Origin of the sequence: Achromobacter sp. RW408 (assembly GCF_003184165.1) — a bacterium.
GTDB classification, from domain to species: Bacteria; Pseudomonadota; Gammaproteobacteria; order Burkholderiales; family Burkholderiaceae_B; genus Achromobacter; species Achromobacter xylosoxidans.
Genome location: NZ_QHHO01000022.1, coordinates 154,901 through 175,305 on the forward strand (window position 1 = coordinate 154,901; position 20,405 = coordinate 175,305).

General features: G+C 68.1%; 14 protein-coding genes. 5 read left to right on the plus strand and 9 right to left on the minus strand.

What is annotated here, in order from left to right; genetic code table 11:
• Positions 1–10 precede the first annotated feature (10 nt).
• The 3 genes from DK459_RS02950 to DK459_RS02960 form a co-directional block, all read right to left on the minus strand.
• The gene (locus DK459_RS02950; RefSeq protein WP_049054705.1) at positions 11–1,141 is read right to left on the minus strand and encodes an efflux RND transporter periplasmic adaptor subunit; all 1,131 of its coding nucleotides are present in this window, start codon (positions 1,139–1,141) and stop codon (positions 11–13) included.
• A gap of 193 nt (positions 1,142–1,334) precedes the next feature.
• The gene (locus DK459_RS02955) at positions 1,335–3,305 is read right to left on the minus strand and encodes a choline BCCT transporter BetT (RefSeq protein ID WP_006389190.1); all 1,971 of its coding nucleotides are present in this window, start codon (positions 3,303–3,305) and stop codon (positions 1,335–1,337) included.
• Between the two features lie 178 nt (positions 3,306–3,483).
• Complete coding sequence (locus DK459_RS02960) at positions 3,484–4,107, minus strand: TetR/AcrR family transcriptional regulator (RefSeq protein ID WP_006389189.1); 624 nt, start codon at positions 4,105–4,107, stop codon at positions 3,484–3,486.
• Between the two features lie 165 nt (positions 4,108–4,272).
• Here DK459_RS02960 and DK459_RS02965 point away from each other — a divergent pair, with 165 nt between their 5' ends.
• From DK459_RS02965 to DK459_RS02985, 5 genes are all read left to right on the plus strand, one after another.
• Positions 4,273–5,451, plus strand: coding sequence for an efflux RND transporter periplasmic adaptor subunit (locus DK459_RS02965; RefSeq protein ID WP_370445585.1), 1,179 nt, complete (start codon positions 4,273–4,275; stop codon positions 5,449–5,451).
• The gene (locus DK459_RS02970) at positions 5,448–8,621 is read left to right on the plus strand and encodes an efflux RND transporter permease subunit (RefSeq protein WP_006389187.1); all 3,174 of its coding nucleotides are present in this window, start codon (positions 5,448–5,450) and stop codon (positions 8,619–8,621) included. The genes DK459_RS02965 and DK459_RS02970 overlap by 4 nt, the downstream gene beginning before the upstream one ends.
• A 2-nt stretch (positions 8,622–8,623) precedes the next feature.
• On the plus strand, positions 8,624–10,144 hold the full coding sequence (locus DK459_RS02975; protein WP_110134444.1) for an efflux transporter outer membrane subunit: 1,521 nt from the start codon (positions 8,624–8,626) through the stop codon (positions 10,142–10,144).
• Between the two features lie 248 nt (positions 10,145–10,392).
• Positions 10,393–11,529 (plus strand): C45 family peptidase, encoded by a 1,137-nt coding sequence (locus DK459_RS02980; RefSeq protein ID WP_020924766.1) that lies wholly within the window; start codon positions 10,393–10,395, stop codon positions 11,527–11,529.
• Between the two features lie 74 nt (positions 11,530–11,603).
• A complete protein-coding gene (locus DK459_RS02985) occupies positions 11,604–13,166 on the plus strand; it encodes an ABC transporter substrate-binding protein (RefSeq protein WP_054499425.1) in 1,563 nt (520 codons plus the stop codon).
• A 440-nt stretch (positions 13,167–13,606) separates the two neighbouring features.
• Here DK459_RS02985 and DK459_RS02990 read toward each other — a convergent pair whose 3' ends face one another.
• From DK459_RS02990 to DK459_RS03015, 6 genes are all read right to left on the minus strand, one after another.
• Positions 13,607–15,166 carry an ABC transporter substrate-binding protein gene (locus DK459_RS02990; protein WP_006389183.1) on the minus strand — a complete coding sequence of 520 codons (1,560 nt, stop codon included), beginning with the start codon at positions 15,164–15,166 and terminating at the stop codon, positions 13,607–13,609.
• Positions 15,167–15,348: 182 nt separating this feature from the next.
• A complete protein-coding gene (locus DK459_RS02995) occupies positions 15,349–15,969 on the minus strand; it encodes a GntR family transcriptional regulator (RefSeq protein ID WP_054448139.1) in 621 nt (206 codons plus the stop codon).
• Between the two features lie 90 nt (positions 15,970–16,059).
• Positions 16,060–17,715, minus strand: coding sequence for an ABC transporter ATP-binding protein (locus DK459_RS03000; protein WP_054443122.1), 1,656 nt, complete (start codon positions 17,713–17,715; stop codon positions 16,060–16,062).
• Positions 17,712–18,533 carry an ABC transporter permease gene (locus tag DK459_RS03005; protein WP_024068057.1) on the minus strand — a complete coding sequence of 274 codons (822 nt, stop codon included), beginning with the start codon at positions 18,531–18,533 and terminating at the stop codon, positions 17,712–17,714. Before DK459_RS03005 ends, DK459_RS03000 begins: the two co-directional genes overlap by 4 nt.
• Positions 18,530–19,474: an ABC transporter permease gene (locus DK459_RS03010; RefSeq protein WP_006389179.1), complete on the minus strand. Its 945-nt coding sequence runs from the start codon at positions 19,472–19,474 to the stop codon at positions 18,530–18,532. The genes DK459_RS03005 and DK459_RS03010 overlap by 4 nt, the downstream gene beginning before the upstream one ends.
• Before the next feature lie 61 nt (positions 19,475–19,535).
• Positions 19,536–20,399 (minus strand): hypothetical protein, encoded by an 864-nt coding sequence (locus tag DK459_RS03015; RefSeq protein WP_006389178.1) that lies wholly within the window; start codon positions 20,397–20,399, stop codon positions 19,536–19,538.
• Positions 20,400–20,405 lie beyond the last annotated feature (6 nt).

Consider the following 20,405-nt stretch of genomic DNA (forward strand, 5'->3'; position numbering starts at 1 on the left):
CTCCGCGGGCTCAACGGGCTTGCGCCACGGATTGCGGCGCGGCGTCCAGCGCCACGGTGTCCTGGGCGCTGATTTCCACGGGCGCGCCGTTGTGCAGGCGCAACTGGCCCGAGGTCACCACCCGGTCCCCGGGTTTCACGCCCTTGGTCACCACCACCCGCCCGCGCACGCGCTCGGCGGTCTGCACGTAGGCCTGGGTCACTGTCGGCGGAGCCGACGTGTCGCCCGCCTTGGGCGGCGTCACCACATAGACCGAGTCGCCATAGGCGCTGTAGCTGATGGCGGTTTCCGGCACGGTGAGCACGCCGGGCCGCGCCGGCAGCATCACCTGTCCGTGGGCGAACATGCCGGCCGCCAGCGCGCCGTCGGCATTGGCCAGCGTGGCCTGCACCCGGACCGTGCGCGAGCCGGGATCCACCTGAGGCTCGATCGTGGTGACGGTGCCTTCGAATACCCGTCCGGCATGGGCATCCACGGTGATGCTGACCGGCTGGCCCATGCGCAGCGCGCCCAGCGCCTGTTCCGGCAAGGTGATGTTGGCGTAGACGCTGGCCGCGTCGGTCAGCGACACCAGCGGATCGCCGGCGCGCGCGAACTGGCCCAGGTGGACCCGGCGCACGCCGAGCACGCCGTCGAACGGGGCCTTGACGCGCTTTTGTTCGATCAGGGCCTGGATCCGCTTGATCTCGCCGGCGGCCTGGTCGTAGTCCGCCTGGGCCTGGTCCAGCTGTTCGCGGGTGGCGGCCTGCTGCGGCACCAGGCGGCGGGTGCGCTCCAGCAACGCCCGGGCATTCCTGGCCTGGGCTTGCAGGCGCGCCAGTTCGCCCTGCTCGGGCGCGTCGTTCAATTGCACCAGCAGTTGGCCGGCGCGCACCCGCTCACCGGGGGTGAACAGGATCTGCGCCACCCGGCCGTCGACTTCGGCCGGCACCAGCACCTGGCGCGTCGCCTCGAGCGAGGCGATGCCGGACAGCGCCACCGGGAAATCCGCCTGCAGCACCGGGGCCACCGCGACCTTGGCCGGCGCCATGGCCCAGCCGCCCTTGTGCTGCGCCCCGCCGAATTTCCAATACAGCCCGCCGCCCGCGGCCACCGCCAGGACCAGCACCCCTGCCGTCCATGCGCCAGATTTCGCCTTCATGATTCTCTCACTATTTATCAAAGGAATGACTTGGATAATCCCTGAAAAATCAGACGAAGTCAAAAAACCTAAAGTAATGTTGAGGATTGAGGAATCCTATCGGCGAAAAAAGGCGCAAAAAAACCGCCGGCAACGGCCGGCGGTCTGCGGGAAAAGGACGGGCGCCGGGCGCGGGCCGGCGCGGAGATGGCTTCTAGGTACGAACCATGTGCAGGTAGTGGCGATGGCGCTCGTACTGGTCGAGGATGTCGCCGATGACGGCGTCGCGGCTCCAGCCCATGATGTCGTAGTCCTGTCCGCCCTCGCGCAGGTGGACCTCGGCGCGGAAGTACTTGCGTTCCTCCTCGTCGGCGGCCTCCTCGGGCGTCAGGCTGGGCCGCACAAAGGCCTGCGGCTGCACCGAATAGAAGAAGTCCAGGTGCTCGCCGTGGTTCACTTCCAGCACCGCGCCGCCCTCGACGTCGCCTTCCTTGACCGCGACCGCGTAGCCCTGCTTGCGCAGTTCGTCGGCCACGTCCTCCAGCGCCGGCGTCACCACGTCCGCGATGAAGCGCAGCACGTGGGCGCGACGCGGCATCATGACCATGTTGCGCAGCCGCCGCTCCCAGGACTGGCCGCCGCGCGCCGGGCGCGACAGTGTCAACGACTGGTAGCGGATGCCGCGCTTGGTGGCGTCGAGCTTGAGCGCCTTGAACAGCCCCCACAGCGACAGCAGCAGGATGACCGAGAACGGCAGCGCGCTGGCGATGGTGGCCGTCTGCAGCGCCGTCAGGCCGTCGGCCAGCAGCAGCGCGATGGCCACCGCGCCCATCGATAGCGACCAGAAGATGCGCTGCCACACCGGCGTGCGGTCGGCGCCGCCCGAGGCCAGCAGGTCCACCACCAGCGCGCCGGAGTCGGCCGAGGTGACGAAGAACACCGCCACCATTGCGATCGCGAAGATCGATATCACCCCGCTCCAGGGCAGCAGCTCGAAGAATGCGAACAGCGCCAGGGAGTTGTCGTCCTTGACGGTGTCGGCGAAACCCTTGATGCCGTCGACGAGGATGAAGTGGATGGCGGTGTCGCCGAACACCGTCATCCAGAACAGCGTGAACCCGGCCGGCACCAGCAGCACGCCGCTGACGAATTCGCGGATGGTGCGGCCGCGCGAGATGCGGGCGATGAACAGCCCCACGAACGGCGACCAGGCGATCCACCAGCCCCAGTAGAACAGGGTCCAGCCGCCGATCCAGTCGGTCGGCTCATACGCATACAGGTTGAAGGTCTTGTTGACGATGTCCGACAGGTAGGCGCCGGTGTTCTGCACGAAGGTCTGCAGCAGGAACACGGTGGGGCCGGCCACCAGCACGAACAACAGCAGGATCACCGCCAGCACCATGTTGGCTTCGGACAGGATGCGGATGCCCTTGTCCAGGCCGCTGGCCACCGACAGCGTGGCCAGCCCGCAGGTGATGACGATCAGGACGATCTGCGGCATCACGCCGACCGGGATGCCGAACAGGTGGTTCAGGCCGCTGTTCATCTGCGCCACGCCCAGCCCCAGCGAGGTGGCCACGCCCAGCACCGTGCCGATGATGGCGAAGATGTCGACGGCATGGCCGATGGGGCCGTGGATGCGGTTGCCGATCAGCGGATACAACGCCGACCGCAGGGTCAGCGGCAGGCCGTGGCGGAAGCTGAAGAACGCCAGCGTCAGCGCCACCACGGCGTAGATGGCCCAGGCGTGCAGGCCCCAGTGGAAGAAGGTGATCTTCATGGATTCGCGCGCGGCGGCCGCGGTGGCGCCCTCGCCCACCGGCGGCGACATGAAGTGCATGACCGGCTCGGCCACGCCGAAGAACATCAGGCCGATGCCCATGCCGGCCGAGAACAGCATGGCGAACCAGGTGAAGTTGCGATAGTCGGGCTCGCTGTGGTCGGGCCCCAGCTTGATGTCGCCATAGCGGCTGATGGCCAGGAACGCCACCGAAAGCAGGATAATGGCGACCACCAGGATGTAGAACCAACTGGCGTTGCCCAGGATCCAGGCCTGGATCGATTCGAACAGGTTCTGCGCGGTCCTGGGCGCCATGATGGCAAAGCCCACCAGCAGCAGCGTGAATACCGCCGCTGTGTAGAAGACCGGGCGGTTGATGGTGGATGGTCGGGTTTCTGAAGACATGCTGCCGCTCCTTTCGCCCGAGGGATGCCTGAGGCTGCGGCGCTGGCCCCCTCAGTCCAGCCGGCGCGCCGTTGTAATTACTATCACGCGAACGAGCACCGTGACAATGCCCGCGATACCGCGGTCGCCGCGGCCATGGCCCGATTGCCCGGCAGTGTGGCGCTCGCGGGCGGCCGCGCTAGCCGCTGTCGCGCTCGCCGAACACCACGCGGCGGAAGAATCCCGCCAGCACCGATTCGGTCGTCTCGGCGCTGACGTTCTGCGGATCGAAGGCGAAGCTGAACTGCATGCCGTCGGACAGCGCCAAGAGGCCGATAGCCAGTTCGCGCGCGGGCAGCGGCAGCGGCGTGCCGACGCGCTCGGAAAACTGGCGGATGTACTCGGTGGTGGCGTCGCGCAGTTCGCCCATGCAGGCGATGAAGCCGATGCGGAACTCCGGGTCGCGCGCCGCCTGCAGCTTGGCTTCCATCCACAACAGGAAGCACTCGTTGTCGCGGAAATGGTTGCTGTAGTAGTGCAGCACGCTGTCCTCCATCTGCTGGCGGGTTTCCCCGGCCTCGAAGATGGCGCGCATGTCGCCCATGACGTTTTCGTGGTCGCGCTTGAGCAGCTGCAGGAACAGTTCGGACTTGCTGGCGAAATTGGAATAGAAAGCGCCGCGGGTATAGCCGGCCAGTTCGGCGATGTCCTCGACGCTGGCGGCGACGAAACCCTTGGTCAGGAAGATCGATTGCGCGGCATCGAGCAGGCGCTGGCGCGTCTGGTCACGGCTTTGCTCTCGGGTAAGGCGGACTTTTGACATGCGCAGATTCTATCATCTGGAACGATTTCAGATTCACTCTTGTATTTGAATACATAGCCGCATTAGAATCCATCCCGTATCGGATTGCCAAGGCGCCGCGCCGGCCTGTAACGGCTGGCCGCCCCGCGTCCTGTTCCCCCTCCTGCCCGCGTCGCGAGGTGTTTCGTGAATTCTCCAGGTTCTTGCGCGCCCGTCGTCGCGCGCAATCCCGCCGCCCATGTCGCGGCGCTTTCCCGCTCTCCCCTGCGCCGCCCCTGGCCGGCGCTGGCCCTGGCGCTGACGCTGGCGCTGGCCGGCTGCGGCAGCAAGGAGGCCGAGGCGCCCGCGCCGCGCCCGGTGGTGGCCATGCCGGCCAAGGCCGACGCGGCGCTGCCGGCCTGGACCCTGCCCGGCGAAGTGCAGGCCCGCTACAGCACGCCGTTGTCGTTCCGGGTGGGTGGCAAGATCATTGAACGCAAGGTGCGCCTGGGCGAGACGGTCAAGCCCGGCCAGGTGGTCGCCCGGCTCGACCCTGCCGACGCCACCAAGAACGCCGCCGCCGCCCGCGCCCAGCTGTCGGCCGCGCAGCACCAGCTCGACTACGCCAAGCAGCAGCTGGACCGCGACCGCGCCCAGGCCCGCGAAAACCTGATCGCCGCCAACCAGCTCGAGCAGACCCGCAACGCCTACGCCTCGGCGCTGGCGCAACGCGACCAGGCGGCGCAACAGGCCGCCCTGTCGGCGGATCAGCTCAACTACACCACCCTGGTGGCCGACCATGCCGGCGTCATCACCGCTGAACAGGCCGACACCGGGCAGAACGTGGCGGCCGGCCAAGCGGTCTACAACCTGGCCTGGTCGGGCGACGTCGACGCGCTGTGCGACGTGCCCGAAAGCGTGTTGGCGGGCCTGGCCATCGGCCAGCGCGCCACCGTCACGCTGGCGCCCCTGCCCGGCCAGACCTTCAGCGCCGTGCTGCGCGAGATCGCGCCGGCGGCCGATCCGCAGAGCCGCACCTATCGCGCCAAGCTGACGCTGGAGTCGCCCTCGCCCGAGGTGCGGCTGGGCATGACCGCCAACATCAGCTTCGACAACCGCCAGGCCAACGGCGCCACTACCTACACGGTGCCGGCGACGGCGCTGTTCCATGACGGCACCGAGCCCGCCGTCTGGATCGTCAAGCCGCAGGAAGACACGCTGGAGCTGCGCCGCGTGCAGGTGCTGCGCTACGACGCGCGCAGCGTCACCCTGTCGCAGGGCGTGCAGGCCGGCGAGCGCGTGGTGTGGCAAGGCGTGCACGCCGTGTCGGCCGGCGAAAAGGTCCGCGCGGTGCCGCCGCTGCACCCCGAGGACTTCGCATCATGAGCGCGCCGGTTCCCGAGAATCAGAACGCCGCGCACCGCCACGAGGAAGGCAAGTTCAACCTGTCGGCCTGGGCCCTGCGGCACCAGCCGCTGGTGATCTTCCTGATCACGCTGGTGACGCTGTTCGGCGTGCTGTCGTATTCGCGCCTGGCGCAGTCGGAAGACCCGCCCTTCACGTTCCGCGTAATGGTCATCAAGACCCTGTGGCCCGGCGCCACCTCGCAACAGGTGCAGGAGCAGGTCACCGACCGCATCGCCAAGAAGCTGCAGGAAACGCCGTCCACCGACTTCCTGCGCAGCTACTCGCGCCCCGGCGAATCGCTGATCTTCTTCACCATGAAGGACTCGGCGCCGGCCAGCGAGGTGGCCAACGAGTGGTACCAGGTGCGCAAGAAAGTCGGCGACATCGGCGCGACCTTGCCGCAAGGCGTGCAGGGGCCGTTCTTCAATGACGAGTTCGGCGACGTCTACACCAACATCTACACCCTGGCCGGCGACGGCTTCTCGCCGGCGCAGTTGCGCGACTACGCCGACAATCTGCGCACGGTGCTGCTGCGCGTGCCGGGCGTGGCCAAGGTCGACTACTTCGGCGAACAGCCCGAGCACGTCTACATCGAGATCAGCAACACGCAGCTGACGCGCCTGGGCGTGTCGCCGCAGCAGATCGCCGAGGCCATCAACAGCCAGAACGCGGTGGCCAGCGCCGGCACCCTGACCACGGCCGACGATCGCGTGTTCGTGCGTCCCAGCGGCCAGTTCCAGGACACCCGGGCACTGGCCGAGACGCTGATCCGCGTCAACGGCAAGTCGATCCGGCTGGGCGATATCGCCACCATCCACCGCGGCTACGACGATCCCCCGGCCGAGCAGATGCGCACGCGGGGCGAGCCGGTGCTGGGCATCGGCATCACCATGCAGCCGGGCCAGGACGTGGTGCACCTGGGCAAGGCCCTGGAGGCCAAGTTCGGCGAGCTCAAGGCGCGCCTGCCCGCCGGCCTGACGCTGACCGAGGTGTCGAGCATGCCCAAGGCGGTGTCGTTCTCGGTGGACGAATTCCTGCGCTCGGTGGCCGAGGCCGTGGCCATCGTGCTGATCGTGAGCCTGGTTTCGCTGGGGCTGCGCACCGGCATGGTGGTGGTGATCTCTATCCCGGTGGTGCTGGCGGTGACCGCGCTGTTCATGGACATGTTCGGCATCGGCCTGCACAAGGTCTCGCTGGGCACGCTGGTGCTGGCGCTGGGCCTGCTGGTGGACGACGCCATCATCGCGGTCGAGATGATGGCGGTGAAGCTGGAACAGGGCTGGAGTCGCGCGCGCGCCGCCGCCTTCGCCTACACCAGCACCGCTTTCCCGATGCTGACCGGCACGCTGGTGACGGTGGCCGGCTTCCTGCCGATCGCGCTGGCCAAGTCCAGCACCGGCGAATACACCCGCTCGATCTTCCAGGTGTCGGCGATCGCCCTGATCACCTCTTGGTTCGCCGCGGTGGTGCTGATCCCGCTGCTGGGCTACCGCATGCTGCCCGAGCGCAAGCGCGAGGCGCACCTGCCCGACGACCACGAGCACGACATCTACAACACCCGCTTCTACCAGCGCCTGCGCGGCTGGGTGGCGTGGTGCGTGGACCGGCGCTGGCGCGTGCTGCTGGCAACGGTGCTGGTGTTCATCCTGTCGATGGCTGGCTTCGGCCTGGTGCCGCAGCAATTCTTCCCCAGCTCGGACCGCACCGAACTGCTGGTCGACGTGCGGCTGCAGGAAGGCGCCTCGTTCGCGGCCACGCTGCGCCAGGTCGAGCGGCTTGAAAAGACACTGGACGGCCGGCCCGAGATCGCCCATTCGGTAAGCTTCGTCGGCACCGGCGCGCCGCGCTTCTACCTGCCGCTGGACCAGCAGCTGGCCACGCCCAACTTCGCCCAGATCGTCATCACCGCCAATTCGGTGGAAGACCGCGAGAAGCTGGCGCACTGGCTGGAGCCGGTGCTGCGCGACCAGTTCCCGGCGATCCGCAGCCGCCTGTCGCGGCTGGAGAATGGCCCGCCGGTGGGCTTCCAGGTGCAGTTCCGCGTCAGCGGCGACAAGATCCCCGAGGTGCGCCAGGTGGCCGAGAAGGTGGCCGCCGAAGTGCGCGCCGACAGCCGCTCTGTCAACGTGCAGTTCGACTGGGACGAACCGTCCGAGCGCTCGGTGCGCTTCGACATCGACCAGCAGAAGGCGCGCGAAGTCGGCGTAAGCTCCAACGACATCTCCAGCTTCCTGGCGATGACGCTGTCGGGCTACACCGTGACGCAATACCGCGAGCGCGACAAGCTGATCAACGTCAGCCTGCGCGCGCCCGACAGCGAGCGCATCGACCCGGGCCGCCTGGCCACGCTCGCCATGCCCACGCCCAACGGCCCGGTGCCGCTGGGCAGCCTGGGCCAGGTGCGCTACGGTTTGGAATACGGCGTGATCTGGGAACGCGACCGCCAGCCCACCATCACCGTGCAGGCCGACGTCACGGCCGGCGCCCAGGGCATCGACGTCACCCATGCCATCGACCGCAAGCTGGACGCGCTGCGCGCCGAACTGCCGGTGGGCTATCGCATCGAGGTCGGCGGCCCGGTCGAGGAAAGCGCCAAGGGCCAGTCGTCCATCAACGCGCAGATGCCCATCATGGTCGTGGCGGTGCTGACGCTGCTGATGGTGCAGTTGCAGAGCTTTGCCCGCGTGCTGATGGTGGTGCTGACGGCGCCGCTCGGCCTGATCGGCGTGGTGGCCGCGCTGCTGCTGTTCGGCAAGCCGTTCGGTTTCGTCGCCATGCTGGGCGTGATCGCGATGTTCGGCATCATCATGCGCAACTCGGTGATCCTGGTCGACCAGATCGAACAGGACATCAGCGCCGGGCACAAACGTGTCGACGCCATCGTCGGCGCCACGGTGCGGCGCTTCCGCCCCATCACCCTGACGGCCGCGGCCGCGGTGCTGGCGCTGATCCCGCTGCTGCGCAGCAACTTCTTCGGTCCCATGGCCACCGCGCTGATGGGCGGCATCACCAGCGCCACGGTGCTGACGCTGTTCTTCCTGCCCGCGCTGTACGCGGCCTGGTTCCGCGTGCGCCACGACGAGCGCGAAGAGCCCGAAGGCGTGCCGCCCGGCGCCCACGCCGGCGACAACGTAGAACGAGGAGCCTGACGATGTCCCTCCGTATCCCGACCCCGGCCTGGCGCCTGGCCACCCTGCCGCTGTTGCTGGCGCTGGGCGCCTGCGCCTTCGCCCCCGATAGCAAGCCGCCGGCGATGGCGCAGCCGGCGCAATACGGCGTCGAAGCGCTGCCCGCCGCCGGCGCGCCGGCACAGGGCGTGGCGCAGCGTTATGCGCGCGAAGGCCGTCCGGTGCCTGAATGGTGGAAACGCTTTGGTTCGGACGCGCTCAACGCCATGGTGGAGGAAGGCCTGGCCAACAGCCCCGACCTGGCCGCGGCCGAGCGCAATCTGGCCGGCGCGCGCGAGCAGTTGCGCGGACAGGTCAATTCGTCGCTGCTGCCCTCGGTGGATGCCGGCGCCGACGTTTCGCGCAAGCGCGCGCTAACCATGCCGAACCTGCCGCAACCCACGGCGCTCTACAACGTCTTCACCGGCCAGGTCCAGGCCAAGTACGACCTCGACCTGTTCGGCGCGGCGCGCTTCGAGAACGTGTCGCGCGCGGCCCAGGTGGAACAGCAGGCCTATCAGCTCGAATCGGCGCGCCGTTCCCTGGCCGGCAACATCGTCACCGGCGCCATCACCTCGGCGTCGCTGGCCGAGCGGGTGGCGTTGACCGAAAAGCAGGTGGTGCTGGCGCGCCAGGTGGCGCGCGACACCCAGCGCCGGTACGAACTGGGCTCGGCCTCGCAGAACGACGCGCTGCAGGCCGACCAGGACGCCGCCACGCTGGAAGCCTCGCTGCCGGGCCTGCGCGCGCAATGGCAGGCCACGCGCCACGCGCTGGCGGTGCTGATGGGCCGCAGCCCCGACCAGGCGCCGCCCGACCTGGCCTTCGCCATGATCGCCGTGCCCGAGGAGGTGCCGGTGCTGGTGCCGTCCGAACTGCTGGCGGCGCGGCCCGACATCCACGTCGCCGAGGCCGTGCTGCGCGCGGCGGCAGCCGACGTCGGCGTGGCCACGGCGCAGTTGTTCCCCAGCCTGTCGCTGTCGGCATCGATGGGCAAGGGCGGCTTCAGCTGGCCCACGGCGCTGTCGGGCGCGGGGTCGATCTGGGCAATCGGCGCGTCGCTGACGCAGCCGATCTTCCACGGCGGCGCGCTGCTGGCCGAACGCAGCGCCGCCAAGGAGCGCTATGAGGCGGCGGTGCTGCAATACAAGCAGACCGTGCTGACCGCCTTCCGCGACGTGGCCGACACCCTGGCGCAACTGGAGGCGGACGGTCAGGCGCTGGCCTCGGCCGAGGCGTCGCGCCGGGCCGCAGAGCAGTCGCACCGCAACACCGCCAACCGCGTGCGCCTGGGCGCGCTGGCGCCCTACACCGCGTACGCCAGCGAACAGCACTACGTCGCGGCGCGGGTGCGGGAAGTGGAATACGCCAATGCCCGCCTGACCGAGACGGCGGCGCTGTTCCAGGCGATGGGTTCGCCGGTGCGGGCACCGCAGGCGCTGACGCAGCCGGCTACCGAAGGCGCGGTAGCCAATCGGCAGACACCGCAGCAGCAACAGCAGTAACCCTCGCCCCCAATCCGCGCGGCCCCACAGGCCCCCGACGCCTACGGCGCGGGGGCCTGTTCCTTGATGCGGGACGCCAGCGCCAGGAATTTGATGCGCCACGCCGCGCCGCCGCGAGTCGCGCCCGCGTCTTTCCGGACCGCTATCTCCGGGCAAACCCTCGGTAATATTGGCGCCAAAATAAGCTAATATTTTTGCAACATTCTCCCCTTCCCCGACCTCACGGCGCCTCGCGCCGCTATCCGTTCATGACCCAGATCACCCAATTCCCGTTCGTATCGGTATCCGGTACTCCCGAGGCCCGCGGCCGCGCCTATGGCCAGCAGGCTGCCGACCGCGTGCGCAAGAGCGCCGCCATGTACGGCCAGACGCTGGTCGACCTGGGCTACGACGCCATGGCGCGCACCCGCCTCATCGAGAGCTTCGCGCGCGAGATCGAGAACTTCGCGCCGCACTACCTCGAGGAAATGCGCGGCATCGCCGCCGGCGCCGACGTGCCGTTCGAAGACATCGTGATGGTCAACGCCCGCACCGAAGTCATCGCCAAGGCCCGCGCCGAAAAGAAGAAGGCCGCCGAACTCGAACCCGGTGACGGCTGCACCGGCGCCCTGATCCTGCCGACCCGCTCGGCCAACGGCCGCCTGATCCACGGCCAGAACTGGGACTGGCGCGCCGAATGCGCCGAAACCGCCATCGTGCTGCGCGTGCGCAACGACAACGGTCCCGACATCCTGACCTTCGTCGAAGCCGGCGGCCTGGCCCGCAGCGGCCTGAACAGCGCCGGCGTGTCGATCACCGCCAACTACCTGGAATCCGACCGCGACTTCCGCCAGCTCGGCGTGCCGCTGTCGCTGATCCGCCGCAAGGTGCTGGAACAGGAGCACTTCGCGCTGGCCATCAAGGCCGTCAGCACCACCCCGAAGTCGTGCTCCAACAACATCATGATCGGCATGGCCGCGGGCTTCGGCGTGGACTACGAATGCACCACCGATGAAGCCTTCCCGATCTACCCGGGCGCCGATGACCTGATCGTGCACGCCAACCATTGGGTCAGCGAAGTCGCCCTGGGCAAGCTGCGCGACACCGGCCGCGCCAGCACTCCGGAAAGCGCCTACCGCGACTGGCGCGTACGCCGCCTGCTGAACGAAAAGGACAAGCTGACGCGCGCGGACCTCAAGCGCGCGCTGTTCGACGACTTCGGCACGCCCTACTCGGTCTGCCGCCCGCCGCGCCCCGGCAGCCACGACAACCTGTCGGCCACGGTGGCCATGGTCGTCATGGAGCCGGCCGCCGGCCTGATGGAAGTGGCGCCGCTGCCGGCGCTGAATCGCACCTTCACCCGCTACAGCCTGGACGCCGAGCCGGAACTGCTGGCCGCGGCCTGAACGCTCCCGGCCCCTTGAACCGTTGGCGGCGGCCGGCCTGCCCGGCCGCCCATGCAACCCGTGGAAACGCATCGATGAAAACCAAACTCCTGAATACCGCGGTTGCCCTGGCGCTGGGCGCGCTGGCCGGGACCGCCTGCGCCCAGGCGCCGGCGCCGCTGCGCATCTCGTTCACCGCCGACATCCGCTCGACCGAGCCGGGCGTGAACCGCGACAGCAACAGCGACGCGGTGGTGCTGCACATCGTCGAGGGCCTTGTGGCCTACGGCGAGGATGCCGAAGTGCGCCCGCTGCTGGCCGAATCCATCGACATCAGCCCCGACGGCAAGACCTACACCTTCAAGCTGCGCCAGGGCGTCAAGTTCCACAACGGCGCGCCGCTGACCTCCGCCGACGTGCTCTGGACCTGGCGGCACTACACCGCCGCCAACTCCGGCTGGCGCTGCGCCAGCGAATTCGATGGCCGCGGCACCGTCAAGGTCACCGGCGTCGAGGCGCCCGACGCCCAGACCGTGGTCTATCACCTGGAAAAACCCAGCAGCCTGTTCCTGGCCTCGCTGGCGCGCGCCGACTGCGGCGGCACCGGCATCCTGCAGCAAGCCTCGGTCAAGGCCGACGGCACCTGGGACAAGCCCATCGGCACCGGCCCCTTCGCCTTCGCCGAATGGAAGCGCGGCGAATACGTGCGCCTGACCCGGTTCGCCGACTACGCCAACCGCGACGGCAAGCGCGACGGCTACACCGGTTCCAAGCGCCCCCTGGTCGATGAAGTGCGCTTCGTCATCGTGCCCGACGACTCCACCGCCAAGGCCGCCCTGCAACGCGGCAACATCGACATCATCGAGGACGTTTCCAACAACGACGTGCCGGTGCTGCAAGGCACCCCCAACGTCAAGGTCGCCTACGCGCCCGTCATGAGCATGACCGCGTTGCTGCTGCAGACCCGGGACCCGCTGCTGTCCAATCCCAAGATCCGCCAGGCCCTGGCCCACGCCATCGACTACGACCAGTTGGCCGCCGCCGTCACCGAAGGCCTGGCCAAGCCCAACAACTCCATCGTCCCGCTGGTCTCGCCGTACAACGATGCGACGCAGAAGGAAGGCTGGAAATACGACCCCGCGCTGTCCCGGAAGCTGCTCAAGGAAGCCGGCTACAAGGGCCAGGAGATCGAACTGATCACCACCAAGCGCTATCCCCAGTCGTACAACTCCGCCGTCATCATCCAGGCCATGCTGCAGGCCGTCGGCATCAACGCCAAGCTGTCCGTGTCCGAATGGGCCACCCAGCTCGACCGCTACAACGCCGGCACCTACCAGATGATGACCTTCCCGTACTCCGCCCGCCTGGACGCGGCGCTGAACTACGAAATGGTCACCGGCGACAAGGCCAGGCAACCGCGCAAGGTCTGGGACAACCCCGACGCCCAGAAGCTCCTGGACGCCGCCTCGGTCGACACCGACCACGCCAAGCGCCAGGCCGCCTTCGACCAGCTGCACAAGCTGTTCCTGGCCGACGTCCCCAGCATCCCGCTCTACAACGGCCTGGACATCGGCGCCTTCCGCAGCGATATCAAGGGCTACACCCCCTGGGCCGTCAAGAAGCCGCGCGCCTGGGAAGTGGAACGCGTGGCGAAGTAGCCCGCGCAACGCCAAGCAAAGAGGCCGCGAAAAGCGGCCTCTTTGCATTGCAAATAAACAGCGGCAGCCGCAGCCCACGCGCAGCGCCAACCCCAACCGCAAGACACCACGTAAGCTCAAAAAGGCCGCCCGCGCGGCCGCCTTTGCGCGGGCCCCGCAAGACTCGCCCCCACCCTCCGTTGCATCCAGGAACCCCGAGCAAAAAAAACCACCCCGGCAACCGTCAAGCTTCAACGGTGGAGTCCGGGGCGGCGTTGGCCTGGCGTGCGCGGGGCGTGTAGATGCGCCCGAGGGAATCTGAAGGAACAGCCGCAGGCTGTGACGAAGATGACGAAGGGGAAGTCCGGAGCGAACGCTCCGGACCGCAATCGTAGCCCCGCGCACGCCAGGCCAACGCCGCCCCGGACGGCCCCAAAAAGAGACCGCCCGAAAAAAGCGACTTACTTGCCAACGATCTTAGTCTCCCAGGCCCGCGGCTTCCCCTCCCAAACCGAAAACCCCTGCACCCGCTTGTTGGTCGCCCAAGCATCCGCCCCGTTATAAAGCACCAACAAAGGCGTCTGCTCCAGCATCAACGCATGCAGCTGGTCAAACAACTTCTGCCGCTTCGCCGGATCCGACTCCAGGAAGCTCTCGTCGATCAGCTTCTGCGCCGCTGGATCATCCCAGACCTTGCGCGGCTGCTTGCTTTTGTCGCCCGCGAACTGCTCGAAGCTCAGCGCCGGATCGATGCGCGACGAGAACGTGAACGAACTGATCTGGTACTTGCCCGTGTTGTAGCGGTCCAGCTGCGTGGCCCATTCCAGCACCTCGATCTTGGCATTGATGCCCACCGCCTGCATCATCGCCTGCGCGATCACCGCCACCTGATAGCTCGGCACGTGCGCGCGCTTGTTGGCGTAGATCACGATCGGTTCGCCCTTGTAGCCCGCTTCCTTGAGCAACTGCTGCGCGCGCGCCGGATCGTATTTGTAGGTGCGCTTCTCGGCTTCCTGGTAATAGGCCGAGCCGGCATACACCGCCGAATTGTTCAGCTGCCCCAGGCCCTCGGAAGCCGCCGCCACCACCTGCGGAATGTCCAGCGCCGCCGCGATCGCCTGGCGCAGCTTGACGTTCTTGAGCACCGGATCCTGCGTCTGGAACAGCAGCGTGTGCTTGGTCGCGTCGTGCGGGCTCATCACCGACACCGCCGCATTGTTCTTCAGCTCGGCCACGTCGGTGATGGTGATCTGGCTGGCGTCGATCGCGCCCGACACCAGGCCGGCCTTGGCCGTCGATGGGTCCGGCACCACCAGGAAGCGCACCTCGTCGGCCAGCGGGCGCTTGGCGCCGACGTAGCCGTCCGGCTTGTCGCCGGCGCCGGGCGACACGTAATCCTTGAACGCCGTCAACAACACGTACTCGCCGCGCTTCCATTCCTTGAACTGGTACGGACCGGTGCCGACCGGCTGCTTCCACGAGCCATCGGCGTTGACCGAATCCTTGCTCAAGATAGCCGTCATGCCGCAATCGGTGCGCGCGAGCGAATCCAGGAACACCGCCGACTTGCGGTCGATCTTCATGACCACCGTCTGCGCGTCCGGCGCCGACACGTCCGTCACCTTCAGTCCGTTGCGGCCGTCGAAGTCGCTGCGGCAGCGCCAGTCCGTCTTCGGATCCATGTAGCGCTGCCAGCTCCACAGCACGTCGGCCGACGTCAACGGCGCGCCGTTGTGGAACTTGACGCCGTCGCGCAACTTGAAGGTGTAGGTCAGGCCGTCTTCGGACAGATCGACCGACTTGGCCAGCAGCGGCGCCACCGTGCCATTCTCCCGGTAGCCAACCAGGCCCTCCACCATGTTCAGCACCACGCCGTCGGTGGTGTTGTCGCGGTTCACGCCCGGATTGGTCGAGCGGATGTCGGCCGGCTGGGCAATGGTCAGGGTAGCGGCCTGGGCCGCGCCCGCGGCGGCCAGGGCCAGGCTGAGCGCGAGCGCGCGGGAAACAGGATGGTGGTGCATTGCAGGAACTCCCCCGGGGGCATGCGACGCCGGATTCATAACTATATTGGCGCCAAAAATAGCTGCCCATTATGAAGGCTTGCGCCGGTCGCGGTATCCGGGGTATCCCTGAAAGCGGCCCGAAAACGAGCGCGGCGGCCTCCTTTGCAGGAAGGCCGCCGCGCGTGCCGGGCGCTGTCGGGTCAGGAAATGTCCTGGCCGACGTGCTGGGCGATGATTTTCTGCAGGCGCTTGACGTCGCGCGCTTCCAGCGCGTCGACCATGTCGAAATGCTCGCGCGCCGAGATCTCGATGCGCGACCGCGTCACCCATTCCTTGGCTGGCGCCGCCGGACCGCGCGCCCGGGTTTCCTGGATCAGGGCGGCCAGTTCACGGTTGGAACACATGTCGTACATGCCGGCATGGAAGGCCAGGTTGACCTCGTACTGTTCCAGCAGCGTGCCGTCCTGCAACAGCTTGGCGAAGCGCTCGGCCAGCGCGCGCAGGACGCGCACCTTGGCGGCGGTGACGTTCGGCATGAGGTCCGCCGCCGCGCCGGTTTCCAGCAACACCCGGATGTCGCGGATCTGCAGGTGCTGGTCCGGGTCCATCGTGTAGACGTGATAGCCCCGGTTGGGGATGTGCGCGATCAGCCGCTTGGCCGTCAATTGGTCGAGCGCCCGCCGCACGTCCAGGCGCTTGGCGCCGTAGCGTTCCTGCAGGTCGATCTGTTTCAGCCATGCGCCAGGGCCGTATACCCCCGATTGAATATCCAGGGCAATACGGTCAACCAGGCCCGGCTGTGTCGCCGCCGCTTTCGGCATGGACCACTCCCGTGAATCTAATCCAAACCGCGTATTTTATGCGTAAGTCCGCGCCGCAACGGTAAGCCCGCGCGGCGCGGCCCCGCCCCGTCAGGCCATGGCCCGCGAGGGCTCCGGCTGGTCCAGGCGCCAGCGCAGGCGCACGCCGCCGGTTTCGGTCGATTCCAGGGCCGGAATCGCCGACAGCAGGCTGCGGGTGTATTCCTCGCGCGGCCGGTCGAACACCGTGTCGCGCGAGCCTTGTTCCACGATGCCGCCGTCGCGCATCACCACCACCCGGTCGGCCACCTGCTCCACCACGCCCAGGTCGTGGCTGATGAACAGGCACGAAAAGCCGTGGCGTTCCTGCAGGTCGGCGAACAGGTCCAGCACCTGCGCCCGCACCGTCACGTCCAGCGCCGACACCGGCTCGTCGGCAATCACGAAGGACGGCCGGCGCACCACCGCCCGGGCGATGGCGACGCGCTGGCGCTGGCCGCCCGACAGTTCGTGCGGAAAGCGCTTGGCGTATTCCGAACCCAGGCCAACTTCGGCCAGCACCTCGTCCACGCGGCGGCGCTTGTCGGCCGCCGGCATGTCGACCAGCATACGCAGGCCTTCGCCCACCAGTTGGCCGATGGTCATGCGCGGGTCGAGCGACGAGTATGGGTCCTGGAACACCATCTGGCAGTTCAGGCGGTAGTCGCGCCAGGCCGGCGAGCGGCGGCTGACCGGCTGGTCGCGGAACAGGATCTGGCCTGATGTCGGCGCCAGCAGGCCGGCGATGGCGCGGCCCAGCGTGGTCTTGCCGGAACCCGAGCCGCCCACCACCGCCACCACTTCGCGCGGCTTGACGTGCAGGTCGATGCCGTTGAGCGCGCGCTTGGCGCCGGTGCGCGAGAACAGGCGCTGGTGGCCGGCGTAGTCGACCACCAGGTTCCGGACCTCGACAATGGGCGCTTCCTGGATCGGCGCGCGCGCCGGCAGGCGGCGCGGCATGGCGTCCAGCAGCTTGCGGGTGTAGGGATGTTGCGGGCGCTCGAGGATGCCGGCGGTGGTGCCGGTTTCCAGCACCTTGCCGTGCTGCATCACCACCATGCGCTCGGTGTAGCGCGCCACCATCGGCAGGTCATGGCTGATCATCAGCACGGCGGTATTGTGCTCGCGCGTCAGGTCGACCATCAGTTCCAGCACGTCGCGCTGCACCACCGCGTCGAGCGCGGTGGTGGGCTCGTCGGCGATCAGCAGCGCCGGCTCCAGCAGCATCACCGAGGCCAGCATCATGCGCTGGCGCATGCCGCCCGAGAACTCGTGCGGCCAGGCCTCGATGGCGGCCTTGGGGTCGCGGATGCCGACGCGGCGCAACATCTCCAGGATGCGTTCACGGCGCTGCGCGGTCGACAGGTCGCGGCGATGCAGCTTGAGGCCTTCGTCCAACTGGCGTCCGATGGGCATGGACGGGTTGAGCGAGGTCATGGGTTCCTGGAACACCATGCCGATGCGCGCGCCGCGCAGCTTGCGCAGCGCGGCCGGGCGTGCCTGGGTGACTTCCACGCCTTCGAAGCGGATCGAGCCGCCGGCCACCACCAGCGGCGGCGGCGTCAGGCCCATGATGGCGCGCGCCGCCTGGGTCTTGCCACTGCCGGACTCGCCGACGATGCCGACCATTTCGCCCGGCGCCACCTCGAAGGACACGCCGCCGACGATCTCGCGACCGCCGCGGCCGACGGTCAGGGACAGGTTCGATACGGTTACCAGTGCGCTCATTGCACGCCCCTCATGCGGGGATCGAGACGGTCACGCACCGCATCGCCCAGCAGGTTGATCCCGAGCAGCGCGAGCGCGATGGCCAGGCCGGGAAGAATGGAAAGGTACGACGCCTGCGCCATGAACGGGCGGGCGGCGGCCAGCATGTTGCCCCAGGTGGGCGCCGGCGGCGGCACGCCCAGGCCCAGGAAGGACAGCGCGCTTTCCGCCAGGATCACCCAGCCGAACATCGAGGTCGCCAGCACCGTCAACGGCGCGACGCAGTTGGGCAGCACGTGGCGCACCATGGTGTAGATCTCGGAGTTGCCCAGCACGCGCGAGGATTCGATGAACTCCTTCTCGCGCAGCGACAGCACCGTGCCGCGCACGATGCGCGTCACCGACGGCGTATAGGCCAGGCCCAGCGCCAGGATGATGCCGTACTTGTTGGCGCCGACCACCGCCAGCAGGCCCAGCGCCAGCAACAGGCCGGGAAAGGCCAGCAGCGCGTTGTTGAAGGCCATGATGATGCGGTCGGTCCAGCCGCGCACGAAGCCGGTCAGGGTGCCGACGATGGTGCCGGCGACGATGGCGAAGCCCACCGTCAGCAGGCTGATCCAGACGCTGCTGGAGGCGCCGGCCAGCAGGCGCGACAGTTCATCGCGGCCGAACTCGTCGGTGCCCAGCAGGAAGTCGCCGCCGGGCGGCTTCAGGCGCGCCACGAAGTTGATCTTGAGCGGGTCGTGCGGCGTCCAGAAGGCGCCCATGATGGCCGCGACGAGCATCGCCGCCACGATCACGCCGCCCACCAGCGCGTTAGCTGCAATTCGCTTTTTCATTCGGCGGTCACTCTCGGGTCGAAGATGGGATAGCAGAGGTCGATCAGCAGGTTGACGATCACGTAGATCACGCCCACGAACAGCAGGCAGCCCTGGATCACGGGATAGTCGCGGGCGAAGATCGAGTCCACCAGCAGGCGGCCCAGGCCGGGAATGGTGAACACGGTTTCGACCACGGCGATGCCGCCGAGCAGGTTGCCCAGCACCAGGCCGATCAGGGTCCAGGTGGGGCCGAAGGCGTTGCGGAAGGCGTGGCGCATCAGCACCGCGGATTCCGACAGGCCCTTGGCGCGGGCGTGGGTGATGTAGTCCAGCCGCAGCACTTCCAGGGTGCTGGCGCGCGCCATGCGCATCAGCACGCCGATCTCGTGCAGGAACAGCGTCAGGATCGGCATGGCCAGGTACAGCAGGCCGGCCTTCCAGTCTTCGCCGATCGACACGTAGCCCACCACCGGCAGCCATTGCAGCTTCAAGCCGAAGAAGATCAGCAGCAGCAGGCCGAGCCAGAAGGTAGGAATGGACACCAGCAGCGTGGCGGCGCCGACCAGGATCAGGTCGGGCGCCTTGTTCTGCTTCCACGCGGCGATCATGCCGGCGGGCACGGCCACCAGGGCGGCGAACAGCACGGCCACCAGCACCACGCGGCCGCTGATCAGGAAGCGGTCCCACACCAGCGGCAGCACGGGCTGGCCGGTGTTGATGGACGAACCCAGATCGCCATGCAGCATGTTGCCGAACCAGATGCCGAACTGGGTAGGCCAGGTCTGGTCCAGGCCCAGCCGCGCGCGCAGGTCGGCCAGGGCCGCCGGCGTGGCCAGGTCGCCCAGCAGCAGTTGCGCGGGGTCGCCGGGAATCAGGCGGATCATGACGAACACCGCCACCGCCACGATCAGCAGTGTCGGAATGGCCATGACGATACGGGATAGCGCGAAACGCAACATGGCCCTCTCCTATCGCGGCCGACAGGCGCAGGCGCGCCGGCCGCCGGTCTGCTTGTCGACGTTATTCATTGCGCAGCTTGCGCAGTTCGGCGGCCAGGAAGTCCTGCACCTGGCCGACGCACTTCAGGCCGTCGTGCGGCACGTTGTCGACCACGTCCAGCACGGCCTTGACGCCGGCGGCCTCGAACGAGCGGCGCAGCGATTCCAGGCGCTCGGGACGGGTGGCGCCAGCGGAGTTGGCGCCGGGCATGAAGAACTTGCCGCCTTCGCGGTGGGTAATCTCCCAGGTCTCCAGGTCGGCCTTGCCGACGATCATGTGCACCGCGACCTGGCGCAGGGCGTCGATGTCGACGCCCTTGCCGAAGCGGGCCTCGGCGTCGCGCACGCCGACCCACCAGTCCTGGGCGGGATCGAGCAGCGTGACCGAGCCGGGCGCGCCGATCGACACGGCCCACAGGGTTTCGGGATGCAGCAGGGCGTAGCGGTTGACGAACTGGCCGCCGCCGGAATAGCCGAACAGGGCGAAGCGGGTGAAGTCGCGGCCGAATTTCTCGCCGACTTCGGCGACCATGCCTTGCAGGATGTGGTCGTAGCGGATGTCGCCCTCGCGCAGTTGCTTGAAGCCGTCGCGGTTGCCGTCGCCGAGCGGGCTGACGGGAAACAGCGGGCACAGCACGATGCAGTCGTTCCAGCGGGCGAATTCGGCGAAGGCATCGCGGTATTCGACGAAGGCGCGGCCGGTGCCGTGCATGATCACGACCAGCTCCATGGGGTTCTTGGCCTGATCGATATGCGGGGGGACGTACATGCAGTACGAGAAGCGCGGGTCGGTGCGCGAGGCGAAGACGGTGCTGTGGCCGAGGTCGTAGATGGCGCGGGCGCGGGCGGCGTCGGGGGCCAGGGCGGGTGCTGCGGTGGACTGCATGGTTTC